The organism is Stenotrophomonas sp. 10N36, assembly GCF_056395005.1.
In genome coordinates this window covers 57,099-76,703 of record NZ_JBFTIS010000007.1, presented here as the reverse complement: position 1 = coordinate 76,703, position 19,605 = coordinate 57,099, and the positions used below count along the sequence as shown (strand labels likewise).

The 19,605-nt window shown below is 65.7% G+C and carries 19 protein-coding genes; 8 read left to right on the top strand and 11 right to left on the bottom strand.

The window, feature by feature from the left end; translation table 11 throughout:
• The first annotated feature begins 28 nt into the window (after window positions 1-28).
• The 3 genes from fabF to AC1DCJ_RS09055 all read left to right on the top strand — a co-directional run bounded on the left by fabF (window position 29) and on the right by AC1DCJ_RS09055 (window position 2,386).
• Window positions 29-1,306, top strand: coding sequence for a beta-ketoacyl-ACP synthase II (fabF, locus tag AC1DCJ_RS09065; RefSeq protein ID WP_478070744.1), 1,278 nt, complete (start codon window positions 29-31; stop codon window positions 1,304-1,306).
• The gene (locus tag AC1DCJ_RS09060) at window positions 1,303-1,929 is read left to right on the top strand and encodes a TetR/AcrR family transcriptional regulator (RefSeq protein WP_478070743.1); all 627 of its coding nucleotides are present in this window, start codon (window positions 1,303-1,305) and stop codon (window positions 1,927-1,929) included. The genes fabF and AC1DCJ_RS09060 overlap by 4 nt, the downstream gene beginning before the upstream one ends.
• A 112-nt stretch (window positions 1,930-2,041) precedes the next feature.
• On the top strand, window positions 2,042-2,386 hold the full coding sequence (locus AC1DCJ_RS09055) for a hypothetical protein (RefSeq protein ID WP_478070742.1): 345 nt from the start codon (window positions 2,042-2,044) through the stop codon (window positions 2,384-2,386).
• Window positions 2,387-2,432: 46 nt separating this feature from the next.
• Here the strand turns inward: AC1DCJ_RS09055 and AC1DCJ_RS09050 are convergent, their stop codons facing one another.
• Together AC1DCJ_RS09050 and AC1DCJ_RS09045 are read right to left on the bottom strand one after the other, a co-directional pair.
• The gene (locus AC1DCJ_RS09050) at window positions 2,433-2,975 is read right to left on the bottom strand and encodes a cysteine hydrolase family protein (protein WP_448136871.1); all 543 of its coding nucleotides are present in this window, start codon (window positions 2,973-2,975) and stop codon (window positions 2,433-2,435) included.
• A gap of 121 nt (window positions 2,976-3,096) precedes the next feature.
• Window positions 3,097-3,594, bottom strand: a complete 498-nt coding sequence (locus AC1DCJ_RS09045) for a YciE/YciF ferroxidase family protein (protein ID WP_038687788.1) — start codon at window positions 3,592-3,594, stop codon at window positions 3,097-3,099.
• A gap of 442 nt (window positions 3,595-4,036) precedes the next feature.
• Between AC1DCJ_RS09045 and AC1DCJ_RS09040 the strand changes: the two genes are divergently transcribed.
• The 5 genes from AC1DCJ_RS09040 to AC1DCJ_RS09020 all read left to right on the top strand — a co-directional run bounded on the left by AC1DCJ_RS09040 (window position 4,037) and on the right by AC1DCJ_RS09020 (window position 8,454).
• On the top strand, window positions 4,037-4,849 hold the full coding sequence (locus AC1DCJ_RS09040; protein ID WP_478070741.1) for an OBAP family protein: 813 nt from the start codon (window positions 4,037-4,039) through the stop codon (window positions 4,847-4,849).
• Between the two features lie 756 nt (window positions 4,850-5,605).
• Window positions 5,606-6,511, top strand: a complete 906-nt coding sequence (locus tag AC1DCJ_RS09035; protein ID WP_478070740.1) for a LysR substrate-binding domain-containing protein — start codon at window positions 5,606-5,608, stop codon at window positions 6,509-6,511.
• 101 nt (window positions 6,512-6,612) lie between these two features.
• Window positions 6,613-7,794, top strand: coding sequence for an MFS transporter (locus AC1DCJ_RS09030; protein ID WP_478070739.1), 1,182 nt, complete (start codon window positions 6,613-6,615; stop codon window positions 7,792-7,794).
• Window positions 7,795-7,828: 34 nt separating this feature from the next.
• On the top strand, window positions 7,829-8,014 hold the full coding sequence (locus tag AC1DCJ_RS09025; protein WP_320491574.1) for a hypothetical protein: 186 nt from the start codon (window positions 7,829-7,831) through the stop codon (window positions 8,012-8,014).
• An 83-nt stretch (window positions 8,015-8,097) separates the two neighbouring features.
• Entirely contained in the window at window positions 8,098-8,454 is a 357-nt protein-coding gene (locus AC1DCJ_RS09020; RefSeq protein ID WP_038687801.1) for a YkgJ family cysteine cluster protein, read from the top strand.
• Between the two features lie 102 nt (window positions 8,455-8,556).
• Here the strand turns inward: AC1DCJ_RS09020 and AC1DCJ_RS09015 are convergent, their stop codons facing one another.
• From AC1DCJ_RS09015 to AC1DCJ_RS08975, 9 genes are all read right to left on the bottom strand, one after another.
• Window positions 8,557-9,759, bottom strand: a complete 1,203-nt coding sequence (locus AC1DCJ_RS09015; RefSeq protein ID WP_478070738.1) for a hypothetical protein — start codon at window positions 9,757-9,759, stop codon at window positions 8,557-8,559.
• A gap of 107 nt (window positions 9,760-9,866) precedes the next feature.
• Window positions 9,867-11,114: an arsenic transporter gene (locus tag AC1DCJ_RS09010; protein ID WP_478070737.1), complete on the bottom strand. Its 1,248-nt coding sequence runs from the start codon at window positions 11,112-11,114 to the stop codon at window positions 9,867-9,869.
• Window positions 11,115-11,131: 17 nt separating this feature from the next.
• Window positions 11,132-12,397, bottom strand: a complete 1,266-nt coding sequence (locus AC1DCJ_RS09005) for an MFS transporter (protein WP_478070736.1) — start codon at window positions 12,395-12,397, stop codon at window positions 11,132-11,134.
• Between the two features lie 56 nt (window positions 12,398-12,453).
• Entirely contained in the window at window positions 12,454-13,668 is a 1,215-nt protein-coding gene (locus AC1DCJ_RS09000; protein WP_478070735.1) for an acyltransferase family protein, read from the bottom strand.
• 184 nt (window positions 13,669-13,852) lie between these two features.
• The gene (locus tag AC1DCJ_RS08995) at window positions 13,853-15,448 is read right to left on the bottom strand and encodes a phosphoethanolamine transferase (RefSeq protein WP_478070734.1); all 1,596 of its coding nucleotides are present in this window, start codon (window positions 15,446-15,448) and stop codon (window positions 13,853-13,855) included.
• 186 nt (window positions 15,449-15,634) lie between these two features.
• Complete coding sequence (locus tag AC1DCJ_RS08990; protein ID WP_478070733.1) at window positions 15,635-16,027, bottom strand: diacylglycerol kinase; 393 nt, start codon at window positions 16,025-16,027, stop codon at window positions 15,635-15,637.
• Window positions 16,028-16,128: 101 nt separating this feature from the next.
• Window positions 16,129-17,358 (bottom strand): sensor histidine kinase, encoded by a 1,230-nt coding sequence (locus AC1DCJ_RS08985; protein WP_478070732.1) that lies wholly within the window; start codon window positions 17,356-17,358, stop codon window positions 16,129-16,131.
• 21 nt (window positions 17,359-17,379) lie between these two features.
• Window positions 17,380-18,075: a response regulator transcription factor gene (locus AC1DCJ_RS08980; RefSeq protein WP_137189748.1), complete on the bottom strand. Its 696-nt coding sequence runs from the start codon at window positions 18,073-18,075 to the stop codon at window positions 17,380-17,382.
• A gap of 110 nt (window positions 18,076-18,185) precedes the next feature.
• Complete coding sequence (locus tag AC1DCJ_RS08975) at window positions 18,186-19,604, bottom strand: PepSY-associated TM helix domain-containing protein (RefSeq protein ID WP_478070731.1); 1,419 nt, start codon at window positions 19,602-19,604, stop codon at window positions 18,186-18,188.
• Between the last annotated feature and the right edge of the window lies 1 nt (window position 19,605).

Here is a 19,605-nt window from a genome sequence, read left to right as displayed (position 1 = left end):
CGGACCTCTTTTATATGGGAAGTGATGTATGAGCAGTGCCGACAAAGATCGCATCGTGGTGACCGGAATGGGCGTGGTCAGTCCTCTCGGCTGCGGGGTGGAGACCGTCTGGTCGCGCCTCCTTGCCGGGCGCTCCGGCATTGGATCGCTGGGGGCCGAGCTTGCGGCGGGAACCGGCTGTGAAGTGGGTGGCCGCGTGCCTGACCGTATTCAAGATCCCGAGGCCGGCTTCGATTCGACCGGCATCATCGCGCCGAAAGATCTCAAGAAGATGGATCGGTTCGTGGAGTTCGCGCTGGTCGCCGCCCACGAAGCGCTTGAGCAGGCGGGGTGGCAGGACGCCGATGCCCGCGGGCTGCTGCGAACGGCGACCGTGATTGCCACCGGGATCGGCGGGTTTGGATCCATCGTCAATGCGGTCCACACCACCGACAGCCGCGGGCCTGGCCGGCTGTCGCCGTTCACTGCGCCGACCTTCCTGGCCAACATGGCGGCGGGGCAGGCGTCGATCCGTTACGGGTTCAAGGGCCCGCAGGGCGCGCCCGTCACGGCATGCGCGGCGGGTGTCCAGGCCATTGGTGATGCGGCGCGTCTCATCCGGTCCGGTGAGGCGGACATCGCGCTGTGCGGTGGGGCGGAGGCGGCGATGCATCGGGTCAGCCTGGGTGGATTCGCAGCGGCCAAGGCGCTCAGCACGTCGTTCAATGACACACCCCAAGCAGCGTCTCGTCCTTTCGATGAGCAGCGGGACGGGTTCGTCATGTCCGAAGGGGCAGGGTTGCTGGTGATCGAGCGTCTGGACCACGCCTTGGCGCGTGGCGCCAAACCGCTGGCCGAACTGGTTGGCTACGGCACGACCTCCGATGCCTACCATCTGACGGCCGGGCCCGAGGACGGCAGCGGGGCCCGCCGGGCGATGGAGATCGCGCTGGCGCAGGCAGGCATTACGCCTGCGCAGGTCGATCACATCAATGCGCACGCCACCTCCACCCAGGTGGGCGACCGGGCAGAGCTTGCGGCGATGCGCGCGCTGTTTGGTACCCGACCCGATCTTCTGATCTCTGCCACCAAGTCCAGCACCGGGCATCTGCTCGGGGCAGCAGGTGGCATCGAAGCCATCTTCACCGTGCTCGCTCTGCGTGATCAGATCGCGCCGGCGACGCTCAATCTGATGCGACCGGATCCGCTGGCCGAAGGACTGTCGATTGTAGGCGGCGTGCCGCGGAAGGCGGACATGGCGTTCGCCCTGACCAACGGGTTCGGCTTTGGCGGCGTGAATGCCAGCGCGCTGTTCCGGCGCCTGTGAACACCGCGGCCTCGACCCGTTGCGCAAGCAAAACCAGCCTCCGCTGGGAGAGGGCGAGGGAGAGCGCCAGGCGGTGCATCCGTGAAGCAGCGGCCACTGTTTTTGCGGAGGAGGGCTTTGAGCGGGCAACGATGAGGCGCATCGCGACGGTCTGCGGCGTCACGAAGGTCACCCTCTACGCGCACTATCGTGACAAGGAGCGGCTTTACAGGGCGGTCATGGACGGCCACCTGGCATCGATGCCGTCAGGCGTGCTCGACATGCACGGGGTTGCCGATCTCGGCGACGCGCTGAGGCGTATCACTGACGGCATCGGGCGATTGGCGGCAGATGCGTCGTGCCAGGCGTTCTGCCGGGCGTTGTCGCACTCTGGCCCGGCCCATGATGTCTACAGGGAACACTGGAACGCGATGCTTGCACCGTATTTCAAGCTTGCAGAAGACGCATTCACGAAGGCGTCCAGCCGCCCGACCCACGCCGCAGACAGCGAGAAGTTCCTGAGGCTGCTCCTCACAGAACATGGCTTACCCCAAGGGGACAGGCCAGTGTCCGGGCCCGATGCAACCGTCGCGCTCTTCCTGCGGGCCTACGCGGCGCCACTGCCAGGCGCGCGCGAATTTTGACGCGGTCTTGGCGCCTGCTGCGGATACTTCTCCGTCATTGTTCCAGAGGAGAAGGGCAATGGCCGCCAGACAAAAGACCCCGTCAAGCCCCAAGGTGGTGAGGATCGAAGCAATGCCGCTGGACTTCGGCGAAGCCGCCGTCGTGATCGAGCTGGACGCCGAGCCGCCCAAGCGCTGGTTCAAGGCGCTCAAACGCGAGATGACCTATTCAGAGGGCCTGGAGACGGCGTCGGCGAAGTTCGACGGATGCTTCGTTTACCTTGTGGGGCTGGATCCGGCCCTGGGGAGCGCCGTTCGCTGTGCGAGCCGGCTGCTTGTAGCGGTTCAGGAGGGCCTTGAACAGACCGGCATCGGGTCTCCGGAAGCGCCCCATCTGGCCGCTGACGGCGCACCGCATACAACGGCTTCGATGCAGACGCCACCACGTCCACCTATGGGGAGTCGCCTCCTTATGTAACAGGGGACGGCTGAGACGGCGGCAGAGGACGTATTCATTCGACGCCTCAGCGGCGCAGGTAGCTGGCCAGTTTGAGGACGGTGGCTGCCTTGGACGCTTCGAGCAGTCGTAATGCAGTGGTCTTTCGGGCGCCGATGCCGGCAACCGCTTCCCGAATCACGATCGTTTCATACTCCCTGGCATTGCCATCGAAACATGTGGCCGTGATGCATGACTCCGCCGTCATCCCGGCAACCACGAGTTCCCTCACGCCGAGCTTGGCAAGCAGCACGGCGAGCGGGGTAGCGAGGAACGCCGAGTGTTTGGGCTTGAGCACGAAGTAGTCGCCATGCTCCGGCTGGAGGATCTTGGCGATCCCCGATGACGCACCCTCCGTGGCCAAACAGAGCCTCACCAGCTCTTTGAAATCCATCTGCCAGTTGGCGAAGTTGTCGTTAGCGTAGATGACCGGATGGCCTCGATCCCGGAAATGCTGCGCGAGCCTTGCGATGTGCCGCGCGGCTTCCAAAGCCTTGGGCTTTACTTGGTCGGCGTCCGGGAAATCGAACAACGTGAACATGTCGATGATCAGGAGCGCAGGGCTGGGCATACGCATAGCTGTTCTGGCGCCTTAATCGCCCGTTTGGCCGTGAGGCTCCATCAGAGGCTGGAGTGAAGGAGCGGCGGTCCATGCCGCTCCGTGGATCACTGCTGAATCCGAGCCATGGGCCTCAGGCGGCCTTTGCCGCCTTGGCGTTGCCGCCGGACTTGGCCAGGATCGTCAGCTTCTCATCGGTTGCCTTTTCTTCTTCCAGGGTTTCCAGCAGAAGCGGAAGCGCGTCCTTGTAACCCAGCTGCTTGGCGAGGGCAGCGATGGTGCCGTAGGACGCGATCTCGTAGTGTTCAACCTTCTGGGCGCCGCCGATAAGCGCGGCATCGCGCACGGGGCCTTCCTCGATGCTGTCGATGGCTTCTTTCCCCTCCTCAACCAACCCCTCCATGGCGGCGCACTTGATGCGCTTGAGCCGAATGCCCAGCAGTTCGACGACCTGGTCGATGCGCTCGATCTGGCCCTGGGTCTCCTCAAGATGGGTTTCGAAGGCGGCGGCCAGGTCCGGGTCGGTGGCAGCGCGCGCCAGGCGGGGCAGCGCCTTGGCCATCTGCTTCTCCGCGCTGTAAATGTCCGACAGTTCGTGGATGAACAGGTCTTCTGCGGTCTTGATCGCCATGAGGATTCTCCGGGTTGGTGGTGGGTGGAGCGCTGAAGCTAGGCGCACTCTCGTTAGGCGTGTGCGCAGATCCGTGAAGATCTGCTACACGCACGCCATGTGGCCCTTGGCGCACGGCCTGCACACCCCTTTCCTTGCGTCGTTCAGGCATTGGTGACCGCCTCGCACGAGTCGTTGAACCCGCTCCCGCGCTTGGCCCAGAGGCCGCAATTCAGGATGGAAGGGGTGAAGGGGCATGCAATGCATGTTCACCCGCGCCCCACCGTTGGGGGGCTAGAAAGAGGTCCAGTAGTGGACCAAGGCCGTAGGGCCGACCGCGGTAGCGGTTGGCAAGCATCTGGGCAAGTGACGGTCGGTGGGAATGTTCCGCACTGAACATCGCCGCACGTCCTGCGTCTGGAACGCAAAGTCGGATCGTTTTGGACGTTCAGGAGGAGCCGCAATGCATCGAGCCGTCGTATGTGCCGCTGTGATCTTCGCCTTGTCCGGGTGCGGTGGCGGCAACACAGCATCCAGCGTCCAAGCGCCCGGGGCCGAAGAAACCGCGAAAACCAAAGCGCTCGAGACCGGGGCAGCCGTGCTGCAGAACCGACCGCCGGTCGATGCCATCAACGCCTATCTGGACGGATTCCATTTCTACAACGGTCAGATGAAGGTCCAGATGGAAGCTCATCACTACTGCGCCATCCTCAACGAGGATGTCATCCAGTGCACGATCTACGACGGCAACGTGAAAGACGCCAAGTTGATGGGGGTGGAATACATCATCAGTGAGACGCTCTTTGCAGGCCTTCCCGAGCAGGAAAAGGCGCTATGGCACAGCCACGTTCAAGAGGTGACATCCGGGCAGCTCATCGCGCCAGGGATTCCCGAGGTGGCCGAGCACGCGCTGATGGAGAAGCTGATCCATACGTACGGAAAGACCTGGCACACCTGGCACACAGACCTGGACAAGGACCTGCCCCGAGGCATGCCGCAGCTGATGACGGGATTCACCGCGGATGGCCAGGCGGACCCGGCGATGGTTGCTGCCCGTGACGCCCGGCTCGGGGTCAGTAGTGAGGACAAGCGAAAGCGCCGTGCCGACATCGCCGCGCCCTCAATCGATGCAGGCGCCGATGCGTGGCAGAAGGGGAAGGTCATCCAGATCGAAGACCCGACGGGCGGACATGCTCACGCCGGGAAGGAAGACCCCGACGCGCCGTCCGACGGGGACAAGAATGCGACGTCCAAGGGCAGCTCATCAGGACGGTGAGCATGGACGTCGAGGCCAAGGCCAGGACGTCCGCCGGCTACTATCTCGTTTCGATGGCCAGAGCTCGATGGGCCACTGGCAGCATTGGGTTGAGCTGTATTTCCCGTGCCAACGCGTGCTCCGCAGAACGCCTGGAAGGCTCGCCAATAGCTGAGAGCCGCGCATTGCTGACGGCGTGATGCGAGCCGCACTGCCCACAGCGAAAAAGCGCACCACCTGGAAGCTCCATCAGGGAGCCAAGGGTTGAGGCAGTGGTTGTGCTGCAATGGCCGCATTCGACAGTGAGCGCCAGAATGCGATCTACTTCGCCGGAAGAGGCATAGCTCGCTTCAAAGGAGCGAATGACAAAAGATGCTGAGGTGGGCATCGTTGCTCCTGAACAGGGGGAATGAGCAGAGCATCTCCGGAAACCCGTGACGGGATTGTCGTGATGGGCCGCAGTGTTGTTCCGTCACCACTGCCGCGCCGATTGATACCCACGTCGGTGGGCGGCTGACGCCCCAATGATCCCGGTCGCACGGCAGCCACCCATGCGGTGGCTCTACCCCCCGATGCAGGTCGCACGGTGTAGCTCGCGTCTACCTGTCCATGGCGCAGGTGATCGCCCGGTTCGCCTCCAACTCTGCCAGCCGTTCGCGCAACGCTGCATACACCCCCGGGGGGCGTTGATATCGAGATCGCGTCGGCGCCCCAGGCGCAGTGATTTGCTATGTTGACCACGCCCAATCCAGGGGAAACAAGAGGTGTGGCGTTTCAGTGATCGAGACCCGCCTGCTCCAACAGTTCGTTGCCGTTGCCGAAGAGCTGCATTTCAATCGTGCCGCCGAGCGGCTGCACATGGCCCAGCCCCCGCTGAGCCAGGCAATCCGCAAGCTTGAGAGCGCCGTCGGTGCGCCGCTCTTCGTCCGCACCAACCGCAGTGTGGCGCTGACCCCGGCCGGGGTGGCATTCCTTGTCACTGCGCGCAGCACCTTGCGCGCGTTGGAGGAGGGCGTGGCGCAGACGCGGCGGGTGGCGGAAGGTATTGAGGGCCACCTTACGCTGACCTTCATCAACATCGCGCCCTACACGCCTCTGCTACGCGCGCTTCGCGGTTTCCGACATGCTTCCCCCGGCATTTCGTTCACCATGGTGGAAGCCACTACCCAGGAGCAGGTGATCGCGCTGGAGGAGGGCAGGGCGGATATTGGGTTCATGCGGACGCCCGGAACGTCTGTCCCGCACCTGCGCATGGCCACCGTGTCCAGCGAACCGATTGTCGTCGCGCTGCCTGCCGGCCATCGGCTGGAAGCGGCCCCGACCATCGCGCTGGAGCTGCTCAAGGACGACGCGTTCGTCGCCTCACCGCGGACGCTCGGCAAGGGGTTCCATGACCAGCTCCTCAGCCTGTGCCACGCAGCGGGGTTTGTTCCCGACATCGTGCAGCACGGCCGACAGATGCAGACGCTGATCGCCCTGGTGGCCGCTGGGTTCGGCGTAGCGCTGCTGCCTGCGTCCCTGGCGACGAATGCGCGGACGGACGTGGTGTTCCGCCCGCTCCAGGCGGACGCTTCCGATGCGCTGTCCCGCCTGGACCTGTTCATGGCGTGGAACGAGACCCGGGCATCGGCGATCCGCGACCGGTTGATACAGGCGGTCCTGGAGACATTGCCATCGCCCTGATCGGATGAGACGCGCCGCGTCTTGGTGCGGTATGCAGACAGTCCTTCACCCGCATCAGGCGAGCCACTAGTCTTCGGCAGCCCCGCTGTTGAGGATCCGCAATGCCCGCCGCCATCTATGTATTTTCGCTGTGCGCATTCGCGTTCGGTCTCTCCGAGTTCGTCGTCGCGGGGCTGTTGACCGCCATTGCCGACGATCTGGATGCGCCGATTTCCCTGGTCGGTACGGCCATTGCCGCTTACGCACTGGGTGCCGCCATCGGGGCGCCGTTCATCACCGCGCTGGTCGCCCACTGGCGGGACAGGCATATCCTGTTGCTGGCTACGGCCTTGCTTGGGGTGGGCAGCCTGCTGATGAGTGCATCGCCCAATCTGGTGGTTCTGCTGGCTGTCCGCTTCGTGGTCGGCCTGGGCCACGGCGTGTTCATGGCGGTGGCCTCCGACGCGGCCACCCGGCTGGTGGATCCACAGCGATCCGGTCGGGCGCTGTCGGTGGTGTGGATCGGGCTGACGCTCGCACTGGCCATCGGCGTTCCGCTCGGCACCTATCTGGGAAGCCTGTGGTCCTGGCGCGTGGTGTTCATGGCTATCGGCGTGCTCAGTGTGGGGGGCATGCTTGGGCTGGTGCTGTGCATGCCGCGCGGCGTGGCCGAGGTGGAGTCAACCGGCGCTGGCGCATGGAAGGGCATCAAGGCCATCACCCACCCCCAGCTGCTGATCACCGCCGGTATCGGCGCGCTTGTCAGTATTGCCACGTTCTCGTTCTTTACGTTCGTCTCGCCCTACCTGCAGCAGGTTACTGCGGTGGGCGTGCAGTGGCTGAGTATGGGGATGCTGCTGTTCGGCATCTGTGCGATCGCCGGCAATCTCCTGGGAGGCTTCCTTGCCGACGCGATGGACGTGGATCGCAGCATTCGGCTGGCGTTGGTCGCCTTGGCGCTGAATCTGCTCGGTCTGTACGGCGTGGCAAGCATGCCGGTGCTGATGATGGTCCTGATCGGCACGCTGGGCATCTGCTTCTTCGCCATCGTGACCCTGCTGACGCTGCGACTGCTCAGGCAGGCCCAGCGCTTCATTCCCGCCTACAGTTCGGTGGCGGCGGGGTTGAACATTGCCTCTTTCAATCTGGGGACTGCGCTGGGCGGTGCATTGGGCGGCCTCACGATCAGTTATGCGTCATTGGCGTCCATCCCGCTGACGGGCGCGTCGGCCGCGGTGCTGGCGGTGATGGTGTTGTCCCTGCATAGGCGGCGCATGAAGGAGCTGGGATCGTCGCTCTCCTGATCGGTAGCGACTCGCTGGATGGTACCTGCTCTGATTGACTGACGCGCGGCGGGGGCGCCGCCCGGATGAACGGGACATCGACGCCCGCACCCTGCTGCTGCGGGTGCTGGTGGAGGGCCTGGCGATGCGCGCCGTGCGCGACCCCGGGCTGGCGAAGGAAACCTTGGGGAGACTGCTGACGGCTGCGATCGCGCGCGTGCTGGGGGAGTGCGTCATCTGACGCCTTCCGCAGTGATCGGCGATATCGAGACCGCGGGGGAGTAAAATGCCCCTTCCGCCGATGCGTGGCCGAGGCTCATCGCAATGCCCTATACCAACAGCGACACACTCCTGCGGCTGCGCGATCAGATCCCTTCCTTCCGGTGCATCGTCGGGTGCCACGACTGCTGTGGCCCGGTCACGGTGTCGAGCGAGGAGATGGCGCGTCTGCCTGTGAAAAGCGAGGCCGAGCACGATGCTGCCCTGGCCGAGCTCAGTTGCCCCTACCTGGGGGAGCAGGGGTGCGAGATTTACGCGGAGCGCCCGCTGATCTGCCGTTTGTTCGGGACCACCCCGCGCCTGCGCTGTCCGAATGGCCAGCGGCCGGTGTATATGATCGATGAGGCAGTGGAAGAGGAGATCCATCGCTATCTTGGGAGCACGCGGCAGGTGCTGCTCTAGCCGAGCGGGAATGCAAAGAAAGGCACCCAGAGGGTGCCCTTCTTCAGTACACCGTGTCCTGCTTCGCGATCCCAGCGGGCAGGCGGCAGAAACCGTGGCGGGCTACGGCGCTGCCGATGGCGCGATGTAGCGTTCCCAGTAACCGGCAAGCTGGGACTTCTTGCGCTCGCCGAGTTCGTTGCCGAGGGTCTTTTGCAGTCCGGCCGCCTCCTCGCCGCGCCCGGCACGGTGCAGCTCTCGTGCCGTTTCAAGCAAGGCGCGCTGCCGCACGGTGAGATTGCCGAAGGGATCGAAGTACGAATCCAGGCGCGCGGCGTCGGTGACGCCGGTCCAGGTAAAGCGGGCATCACCGGCGTCTGTGGCGATGCTGCGATAGCGGTCCACCGCCACGGCGGGCGTGATGCGTTCTTCGAGCAGATCCAGGCGTGTTTCCAGCAGCCGGACTTCGGGCGAGTTCTGTTCGGCCTTCAGTGATTGCACCGTCTCGCGGACGAATGCGCGATCGATGTTGCCGGTGGTGGATTGGACGCCCAGAAGGTTGAAACTGGCCACAGCCACGCGATAGTCACGGCGCTCCTGTTGGCGCACCTGTTGCTCGGTTGGCTTGCCGAGACTGGACGGCTGAACGATCCGAAGGTCGGCGGCATCGCCCAGAATCGCTTCGATATCCCGCTTGTGGAACTCGCCGACCACCACGACCAGCGTGCCGCCAGGGTGTGCTTTCGCCGCGGCGGCCACCCGCTGGGCCTGCAGGTAGGTGCGATAGAGATACAGCCTGCGCGGCAGATCGTCCTTTGCGCGCTTGGCCGGGGTGGCGGCCCACTGCGCGATGCGCTCCACGTTCGTTGCGTCGTCGGCGTGGAAGAGATCGCGGGTGAGGTGGCTCGGCGACGGGAACGAAAGGAATTGCTGGAATCCGCTGGCGGGGCGCAGTTCCGGCGCCGTGCCCAGGTCCAGGCCGAACCCGAGCCGGGCGTCCTCCACGGGCGGCTCCCAGTCGATGGGGCACAGGTCGATGCCGTTGCGCCGGGCGAAGGGAACCACGACGTCCTGAACTTCGTAGGTGAATTCGTAGTAGTCGTTGCGCGCGAAGGCCTCGGGCGACCGCTCGATGCAGATGGCATCGGGCTTGGCATGCGCCAGGAAAGCGGCAAGCAGCGCAGGTCGATCATTGCGGGCCACCAGCTGCGCCGCGTGATCCACGCCCAGCACGACGACGGTGGTCTTCCCATCCACTGCCTTCGACGCTGCTCCGGCCATTCCAGACATGAGCAGCAACGCCACCGAGAAAAATAGACGCTTCACCTGCGCTCCTTCCATTCCATTTGGGTCCAACGTAGCGCGCGCAAGACCCGGGTTTCCTGTGCCATTGGTTGTAGTCACGCAAACCAGTGCGCCAGGGCATCAGGCGACTACAGCAGCCAGAGCGCGGCAAGCAAGGCCGGCGGCATCACCAGGATGCCCAGGCGCAGGAAGGCAAGCGCGCTGACGTGCTCGCCTTCGCGGCGCAGCGCCACCAGCCAGAGCATGGTAGCCAGCGAGCCGGTTACCGACAGGTTGGGGCCGAGATCCACGCCGATCAGCAGCGCGGCGCGGGTCTGTGTGGGCAGGTCGGCCATCTGCCCCACCGAGCCGGCCACCAAGCCGATCGGCAGGTTGTTGGCCAGGTTGCTCACCACGGCAGCCGCGCCACCGGCCAGCCAGCTGGCTTCGCCGGGCGACGTGCGTGCAAAGGCCTCCAGTGCGTCGGCCGCGATGCGAATCACCCCGGTGTTCGCGACTGCCTCGACCAGTACAAACAGCCCGGCAACCAACGGCAGCACGCCCCAGGACACATGCCGCAGGATCGGCAGCGGGCTGCGGCGTTGGCGCAGACGGATGGCGGCCAGGGTGGCTGCACCGGCGCAGAAGGTGGTCAGACCCAGCGGACCGTTCATGGCCGAGGTGACCAGCAGCACGCTGCCGGTGACGCCGACGCCGATGGCGCACAGGCGGCCGCCCTCGGACAGTGGCTGCTGTTCGGCCAGCGCCACCAGCGGCTGTGCGATCTGGCGGCGATGCGCCAGTCGCAATACCAGGTAGGTCATGCCGATGGCGGCCAGCGAAGGCAGGGTGAACTGCCGCAGCCATTCGGGCAGCGAGGGCATGTGATCGCCGAAGACCACCAGGTTGGCCGGATTGGAAATGGGCAGGACGAAACTGGCGGCGTTGGCCACGAACGCACAGACGAACAGATACGGCAGCGGGTTGGCCCGGGCGGCCTTGCAGGCCGCGTAGACCGCCGGCGTGAGCACGACGGCCGTGGCGTCGTTGGACAGGAAGATCGTGACCAGGGTGCCCACCAGGAACACCAGGTCAAACAGGCGTCTCCCCGAGCCCTTGGCGTGCTGCACCGCGTACGCGGCCAGCCAGTCGAACAGCCCTTCCTGCCGTGCCAGTTCGGCCAGCACCATCATGCCGATCAGGAACAGGTAGACATCGCCCCCTTCGGCCACGGCGGCCATGGCCGTGCTCAACGGCAGCAGCCCGGTGACGGTCAGCAGCGCGGCCGCGCCCAGTGCCCAGGCGTATTCGGGAATGCGCCAGGGGCGAAAGATGACACCGCAGGTGGCGACGGCGGTTACCGTCCAGATGATCAGGGACGTGGTGGGGATCTGCATCGATTGCTCGGGGAAACTCAAAGGCGGGTGTCGGACGGCGGTGTCGCGGATTCGGCGGCATTGCTGGCCTGGGGGCGGGTCTCCGGCATGGCCATGGCCAGCACGAAGGCGAGTGCGGCAATCGCTGCCAGGGTCAGGAACGCGACATCATACCCAGCGAACTGGACGATCATCCCGGCCAGCCCCGGACTGAAGGCGGCGCCCAGCCCGAATGCGGTGGACACCGCGCCCAGCGTGACATTGAAGCGACCGGTTCCCTGGGTGAGGTCACTGACGATGACCGGGAGCAGGGCGCCAAAGATGCCGGCCCCAATACCATCGAGCAGCTGTACGCCGAGCAGCCAGGCAGGCGCGTCGGACAGCGGATACAGCACGCCACGGATCGGCAGGATGAGAAACGCCGCCAGCAGCAGCGGCCTGCGCCCCCAGGCGTCGGCCCGGGAACCCACCAGCAGCGCGGCCGGCACCATCACCAGCTGGGCCGCGACAATGCATGCGGCAGTGAGCGTGGTGGCCAGCGCGGGGCTGGTCTGGGACAGCTTCTGGCCCACCAGTGGAAGCATCGCCGCGTTGGCCAGGTGGAACAGGGCGCAGCAGGCGGCCAGGATCACCAACGTTCTGTTCTGTAGCAGCAGGCGGACCCAGGCCGGCGCGGGCGCGTCCTGCCCGGGCGACGGCAACCCGCGTGCACGCTCGTGGTCGATGGCCGCGGAGGGAATCATCAGCACGGCGGCGATGCTGGCCACTGTCATGGCCGCCATCAGGTAGAACACCACCACGGGCCCGCCCACATAGGCCAGCCCGCCGGCCAGCACCGCCGCGACGGCGTTGCCCGCATGATTGAACGTTTCGTTACGGCCCATGCGCCGCGCGAACACCCGCGGCCCGCCGATACCGAGCGATATGGCCGCGATGGCCGGGGCGAAGACCGTACCGGCGATGGCGCCGAGCGCCTGGGTGAGCGCGACGAGCGTGAACGAGGCGGTCCAGGGCAGCACCAGACAGCTCACGGTAACCAGAATCGCGGCGATCACGATCGTCGCCCGCTTGCCGTTCACCCGATCGATCAAGGCGCCGGCCGGCGTCTGCGCGACCAGGGCGGCGAGCCCGGCCACGGTCATCACCGCGCCGATGCTGGCCGGTTCCCACTTGTGGACGGCCAGCAGGTAGATGGCGAGGTAGGGCCCCAGTCCGTCCCGCACATCGGCCAGGAAGAAGTTGACCGCGTCGAGCGCGCGATCGGGCGAGCGGGACGGCTGCAGGACGGGGGGCGATGGATTCACGTGCACAGGCTCGAAGGTCGGGACGAACTGCCCCGACGCTCGCGGGGGTTGGCACGTTATGCGCGTGCGTTCGTGACGGCGGCGTGGCGCCGGGAAATGTCGCCGTTGGCTGCCTTCAGCCCGAACAGGGGGCGGATCCAGCGCACGCGACGAATCAGGTATTCGTGCAGCAGCAGGCAGCCGGCCACCGTTGCCAACAACACCAGCAGGGGTTCGAGCACGGGGCCAAGGTGCAGTGGCTTCAGCCAGAACAGGGCGGCGATGAGAACGCTCTGGTGCAGGATGTACCACGGGTACACGGCCTCGGTGCAGTACGGCAGCCAGGCGAAGGGCCGGTCGAGATGGCGCTTGGCCCAGCCCAGCAGGGTCAGCATCACGCCCCACACATAGAGCATCTCGCAGAACCGGGATTGCAGGCTCCAGAACCCTTCCGGCCAGGTGCGCAATACCGAGTCTGCCGGCAGCCATCGGCCCAGCGCTTCCAGCAGGAAGTACCAGCAGACCGCCAGGCACACGGCAACAAGGCTGGCCCAGCGCAAGGCGACAGCGCGCTGCCAGAACGCGGTCTCCCGCCCGAGTGCATAGCCGATCAGGAACACCGTGAAGTACTTGGCATGCTGGTAGGTGTCGTTCACCAGGGTGTTGGTTGCCGGATGCGCCGGGGCGAGCCAGACCAGCCACAGCAGCAACACCGCGGCCGGCCCGAGAAGGAGGAACAGGCCATGGGACCGTGCCATGCGCCCGGTAAGCCGACGAACCGGGGCCGAATCCAGCAGCGGCTTCAGCAGAACCAGCACCATGCTGTAGCACCACAGGTAGGCCAGATACCACAGGTGATTCCAGGTGATGCCGAACGGGGCGCCAGCGAAACTGCCCTCCGGCCAGGGGCGGACCTGCCAGTAGCGCAGGAGGAACGCACCGAACCCGGGCGACGCATGGCCGTTGCTGACGGCTTCGCAGTAGGGCTGGATCGGGACAACCACGAACATGCCAAATACCAGCGGCAGCAGCAGTCGCCAGGTGCGCAGCAGGGCAAAGCGCCCGGCCGCCAGGCGCGGCCCGAGCAGCGCAATGGCCACCCCGGAAATCAGGAACAGCAGGGACATGCGCCAGCCGTTGACCAGGCGCATCGGCCACTGCAGGTCCGGCGTGGTGTGGGTGCTCTTGAGGTGGAAGCCCCAGCCGTCCACGTAGGCCATGCCCAGGTGATAGAGGATGAGCAGCGCGAAGGCCAGTACGCGCAGGGCGTCGATATCGTGTCGTCGGGTCATACGAAGGGACGGGATGAGGGAGCCGCAGCATGCGGGGCAGGCGGATCGGTTACAGGCCGGAAGGGACCGCCGCACAAGGGAAAGGGACCAGTGGCGGGGCCTGAGGGGCGAGTAGGACGGGCCGTGGAGGTGCACCGGACCCGGCACCGCGCGGGTGGGTTGGACGGGACGCCCGGTGCCCGTGTCAGTGGGTCATCCCCGGCGTCATAGCGGCCGCAGCGGGACGACAGCCCGCGAACAGGTCCAGCTCCTTCCGATAGACGCGGGACTGCACATCGAACAGCCCCAGCAGGGAGTGGTAGAGGTTGTCGTGGCTGTAGCGCCCGACCTCGGCGCTGTCGCGCAGGCATTCAAGGCTGAGGTTGGCCTGTTCCGCAAAGCGCGGCGAGAACCACATGAGCAGGGGGACATGCGTCTGCTCCGGGGGCGCAATGAGGTACGGCGTGCCGTGCAGGTACATGCCGCGCTCGCCCAACGACTCGCCATGGTCGGACACATAGACCATCGCCACGTCGCGCTGGTCCGCGTAGCCCTCCAGCAGGGTGATGGCCTTGCCCAGCATCCGGTCGGTGTAGACCAGGGTGTTGTCGTAGGTGTTGGTCAGCGCCTCGTTGGTACAGGTCTGGATCTGGTTGCTGTCACAGGTGGGGCTGAACACCCTGCCGTCTGGCGGGTAGCGCTCGAAGTAGGTGGGGCCATGGCTGCCCAGCTGGTGAAGCACGATCAGCGCGTCGCCCTGCAGGGCATCGATGCGGGCCCCGAGCTGGTGCAGCAGGACCTCGTCGTAGCAGGTGCCGTCCTTGTTGACGCACTGCCCGGCCACCTTGAGCGCCGGCATGTGTTCGGTAGGCACGCGCGCGCACACCCCCTTGCAGCCGCCGTTGTTGTTGTTGCGCCAGAGGATGCCCACGCCCGTGCGCTGCAGGATGTCCAGCAGGTTCTCCTCGGTGGCTGCGCGGACCTCGTCGTACTGCGTTCGTGCCATGCGGGAGAACAGGCAGGGCACGGAAATGGCGGTGGCGGTGCCGCACGAGGAGACGTGCTTGAAGGCGATGACGTCCCCGCGCGTGGACAGCACCGGATTGGTGGCGCGGGGGTAGCCGTTGAGCTGCATGTTCTGGGCCCGCGCGGTTTCACCCACGACGGCAATGACGAGCCGGGGCCGCCGGCCTTCCACCGGCACCGGCCGCCGGGCATCTTCGGCGACGGTCTGCAGGGGTCTCGAGACGGCGATGTACTTGCGCTTGAGGTAGCCATTGGCGTTGCGCACGACGGTGACGGGCAGCAGCTGGTCCTTGAGCTGGCGGTTGTTGCGAAGCAGGGAAGCGTAGTCCTTGTAGAACGCCAGGGACACGACGGTGAGGATCACCAGTGCCGCCACCATGTTGATGACCCACCAGGACACGGTGTGCAGGGCGCCGCCGAAACGCCGGGTGGGTAAGGACACCATGGCAGCAGCCGGCAGAACGCCCAGCGCCAGCACGGTGAGCAGCAGGGGGGCGGAGAAGTAGGAGGCAAGCTCTGCCTGGTTGGTCTCCAGTGCGTTCTGCACCATGCTGCGATCGATCAGCACGCCGTAATGCAGCATGAAGTACGTACAGGCCGCGCTGACCAGCACCAGAAGCGCCAGCAGCGGTTTTCGCAGATAAGGCAGCGCAAGTACCGGCGTAAGCAGCACGTTGAACGCGCAGAACAGGAACATGGGCAGGCTGATGAAGAACAACACGCTGCGCAGGCTGTTGATCTCCACGTGGGTCCAGAGCGTTTGCCACAGTGCCATGTTGCCCACAGTGGCAAAGAACAGTGCGGCTATCCAGGTGAGGTGCACCGGGTTGAGCCGCCCAGAAACAAGACGTTGAATCACGCGCATTCTTCCGGGGAGCGAAAAGTGCGCGAAGTATCAGAAGGCGAGTATCAGGAAGTTGTCAGGTTTGCTCGCAACCAGATGCGCGCGTTGCGTGGTGACCTACGCCAGCAGCACCACGGCCCATACCGCGCCGACCATGAGCAGTGCCACGGTCTGGGCGGCACTGCCCATGTCCTTGGCGTTCTTGGAGAGCGGGTGGCGCTCCAGCGAAATGCGGTCGACCACCGCCTCGATGGCGGAGTTGAGCAGCTCCACCAACAAACTGATGAAACTCACGGCCAGCATCACGGCACGTTCTATGGGGCTGAGGTTCAGTACGAAGGTCACGGCCATCAGCACGCCATGCAGGACCAGCAGTTGCCTGAAGGCGGCCTCGCCGCGGACGGTGGCCATGAAGCCATCGCGGGAGTAAATCAGGGTGTGCAGGATCCGGTTCAGCCCGGTTTTGCCGTGGCGATATTTGCCGGTTCCAGGGGGATTTTGGGGATGCATGTGCAGCTCACGGGGAATGGATCGCTGCAGAGCATTGGGAAGGCGGCGTCAGAAAGCTGTCAGGATTCGCCCCTGTTGCAGGGTGTGGCCGCGCCAGGTGGTTAGGCTGCCGACATGTCCAAGGTGAAACGGCAGCCATGCTCCGAGCTTTCGACGGCCATGTGCCACCCCAGGTGTTCCACGATCCGCTGCACGATGGACAGGCCAAGCCCTTCGCCACTCTGGCGCGCGCTGGGGGTGAAGCGCTGAAACTGCTGGGGATCGATGCTGGAGGGCAGCCCTGGGCCGGTGTCGGCGATGACCAGGGTGGTGTCCTGCACGCTGATGTGTATCTGACCTTCGTCGGTGTACTGGCATGCATTGCGCAGCAGGTTCCAGACCACGCTACGCGCCAGTTCGGCGTTGGTGGGGACGCGCGGATCCTGCGGGGCGTCCAGCACCACCACCACCGGCTTGTTGGCCAGCCAGGGCGGGCAACGGGAAATGCATTCTTCGATCAAGGGGCGCAGCGCGACGTCGTCCTTCTCAAGCCGATGCGGGTCGCGCGACAGCAACAGCAGGCAGGTCAGCTGGCGCTGCATCTCCTGGGTGGTGCGCATGATGCGCTCGGCGCTGGAGTGCAGGTGACTGTCGTCGGGCAGCTGGTGCACGATGGTTTCGGCCGCGCCGGCGATGATGGCCAGGGGCGTGCGCAGTTCATGGCTGGCATCGCCGACGAAGCACCGTTCGCGTTGCAGGAACTGCTGTGCCTCGTCGCTGTGCTGCGCGAAAGCGCGTGCCAGCACGCCTATCTCGTCCCGGGCGTCCTGGAACGGAAACGGCATTTCCTTGCGCTCCACCGCATCGGCCAGGCGCGTGATGGGCGCGATGACGCGCGCCGCTGTCAGCCGGCCGATCCAGAACGCGCACAGAATGCACGACATGATGACCACCAACGCGTACGCGTCGATGACGTGCTCGAGGTACTGGTAGCGTTTGGCGTCCTGGCGCAGGTAGTAGCGCTGTCCGTCGCGGTCGAACACCAGCATGTGCCAGACGTCGGGATGTTTGGCGCTGTAGTAGCCGGGCGTATAGCTTCGCAGCGCTGCGGGCACGGTGTTGGCGTCATAGAGCTGGCTCCCATCGGGCAGGGTGGGGAGGGTGCCGTTGGCCATCTCCGCTTCCAGCCGATGCATCTCGTTGTGCAGGCTCTTTGAGATGACGTAGGCCCGCAGCTCGTCATAGTCGAGCTGCTCTGCGGCCACGATGAAGCCCATCACGGCCACCATCAGCAGCACGAAGGAAATGATGATGCGCGTGCGCAGGGTGAGTTGGCGGTAGATCGATCGCATGGCCTCAGCGCTGCTCCCGTGTCATTGCGCGGTCGCCTTCTGCGGCTTGCTCAAGCGCCAGCCGACGCCGTGAACCGTCTCGATCAGCGTGGACGGGAAGTTCCGGTCGGCGTGCTGGCGAAGTTCATGGATGTGCGTACGCAGTGCGCCGCTGTCGGGCGGATCGTCGCCCCAGAGCAGGTATTCCATCTCCTGCTTTCTCACCACGGCAGGTGCGGCGCGCATCAGGCACAGCAGCAGCTTGTGGGTACTGGGGGTCAGGCTGATGGCCTGGCCCTGCCGCCATGCCTGGGGAGCACGCGTGTCCACCTGCAGGTCTTCCCATGCCAGGGTGCCTTGCACCTGCCGGCCCTGGGCGCGACGCACCAGCGCCTGGATGCGCGCATCCAGTTCCCGGAGCGAGAAAGGCTTGATCAGGTAGTCGTCGGCCCCCAGCGCCAACCCCTGCACCCGGTCGTCGACCGGATCACGTGCGGTCAGCATGATGATCGGTACGGGATTCTGGAATTCCTGACGCAGCTTCTGGCACAGCGTCATGCCATCCAGCCGCGGCAGCATCAGGTCCAGCAGGATGGCGTCATAATCATTCTGCGTGGCCAGGCGCAGCCCGGTGGCACCATCACGCGCGTCGTCGAGCACATAGCCGAGTGGCTCGAAGAAGCTGTACAGGTTGGCGACCAACTCCGGGTTGTCTTCAATGATGAGCAGGCGTGTCATGACTCAAGGGCAGGTGGTGCGTGCCGGGAACTCTGCGGGATCTTGGCCGCGTTGCCAAGCGCCGTTGGTCCTGGGGGCTGACCTGTTGGCACAGTGCAACGCGCCATGCCTTAGCCCTGGCTGCGCCATCCACCACTGGCAACAAAATCCAGCACGCCCACCACCAGCAGCGACACCCCCACCAACGGGAACAGCACCCCGCCCACGCACAGCAGCGCGAACACGATGGCGACCGTGCGCCGTTCCTTGGGCAGTGGCGGCACCCCGATGCCGCCCAGTGGCCGGCGCTTCCACCACATCACCGCGCCGCTGACGCACAGCATCACGATGGCAGCGCAGGCCACCAGCAGGAACAGCCGATTGAACGTGCCGTATTCCTGGCCCAGGTGCACGTTGATGCCCCATTCCAGCCCGCGCCCCAGCGCGCCGTAGTCGGCGTAGCCCATGTCCAGCAGCACCCGACCGCTGTACTGGTTCAGGTGGACCACGCGCTGGCCCGCAACGTCTTCCGGGTACACCGAGGCGGTGTACACGCCCGTCGGCCCGCGCGGCAGGGCCACGCTGTAGCCGGGCGCCAGCCCAAGGCGGTTGAACCGCTGCACGGCCGCGTCGATTCCGATGGCGCCCGGTTGCGCTGACAGGTCGCCCAGCGTGCCACCGCCGTGGCCTTCGTGCCCGTCGTGCTTTTCGGCAGCGGCGTGGTGCGCATGGGGCAGGGCCGACGCCGGCAGCCGCGCCTGTTCCATCGACCAGGTGGGCGAGGTGGCATCGGCGAGCCGTTGCTGCGACATCGGCACCTGCACGCGCACACCGGCGGGGTAGCCGTAGTCCTGGCCGTTGGCCCAGGCGTTCACCTGCTTGCCCCACACCACTGACCACGGCATGCCGGTGACGGCCAGGAACAGCAGCACCAATCCGACCCAGACGCCGGTGACAGCATGCAGGTCGCGCCAGAACAGGCGCTGGCGCGGCTGTCCGCGCACGGTCGTGATGCCGCCTTTCTGACCGCGTGGCCACCACAGGTAGAGACCGGTGAGCACCAGCAGGATCGCCCAGCCGGCGGCAATCTCGATGAGTGCGCTGGCGTAGTCGCCCAGCAGGTCCAGGCTGTGCAGGCGGCGCACGACGCCGGAGAACGTGCCTTTGTCGGGCAGGTGCCCGAGCACCTGCGCGGTGGTGGGGTCAACGTAGTAGACCTCGCGCTGCCTGTTGGGCCGCAGCACGCCGATTTCCACGCTGCCATCGGCGCGTTCGGGCGTGGTGTAGCGGAACACGTCGCCGGGGGAGAGGGTGGTGACTGCGGCAATCTGGGCGCTGGGCAGCGCAGGCGCCTGCGGCGAGGGTGCCACCACTTTCAGGTCATGATGCACCCAGCGGTCGATCGGCTTCTGGTAGAGATAGGCGGCACCGGTCAGCGCCAGCCAGGCGATGAAGGGCAGCACGAACAGGCCGGCATAGAAATGCCACCGCCACACCGCGCGGTAGAAGCGCCAGCGGCCTGGGGTGCGCGGGGTGGGGATGGTGTCCATC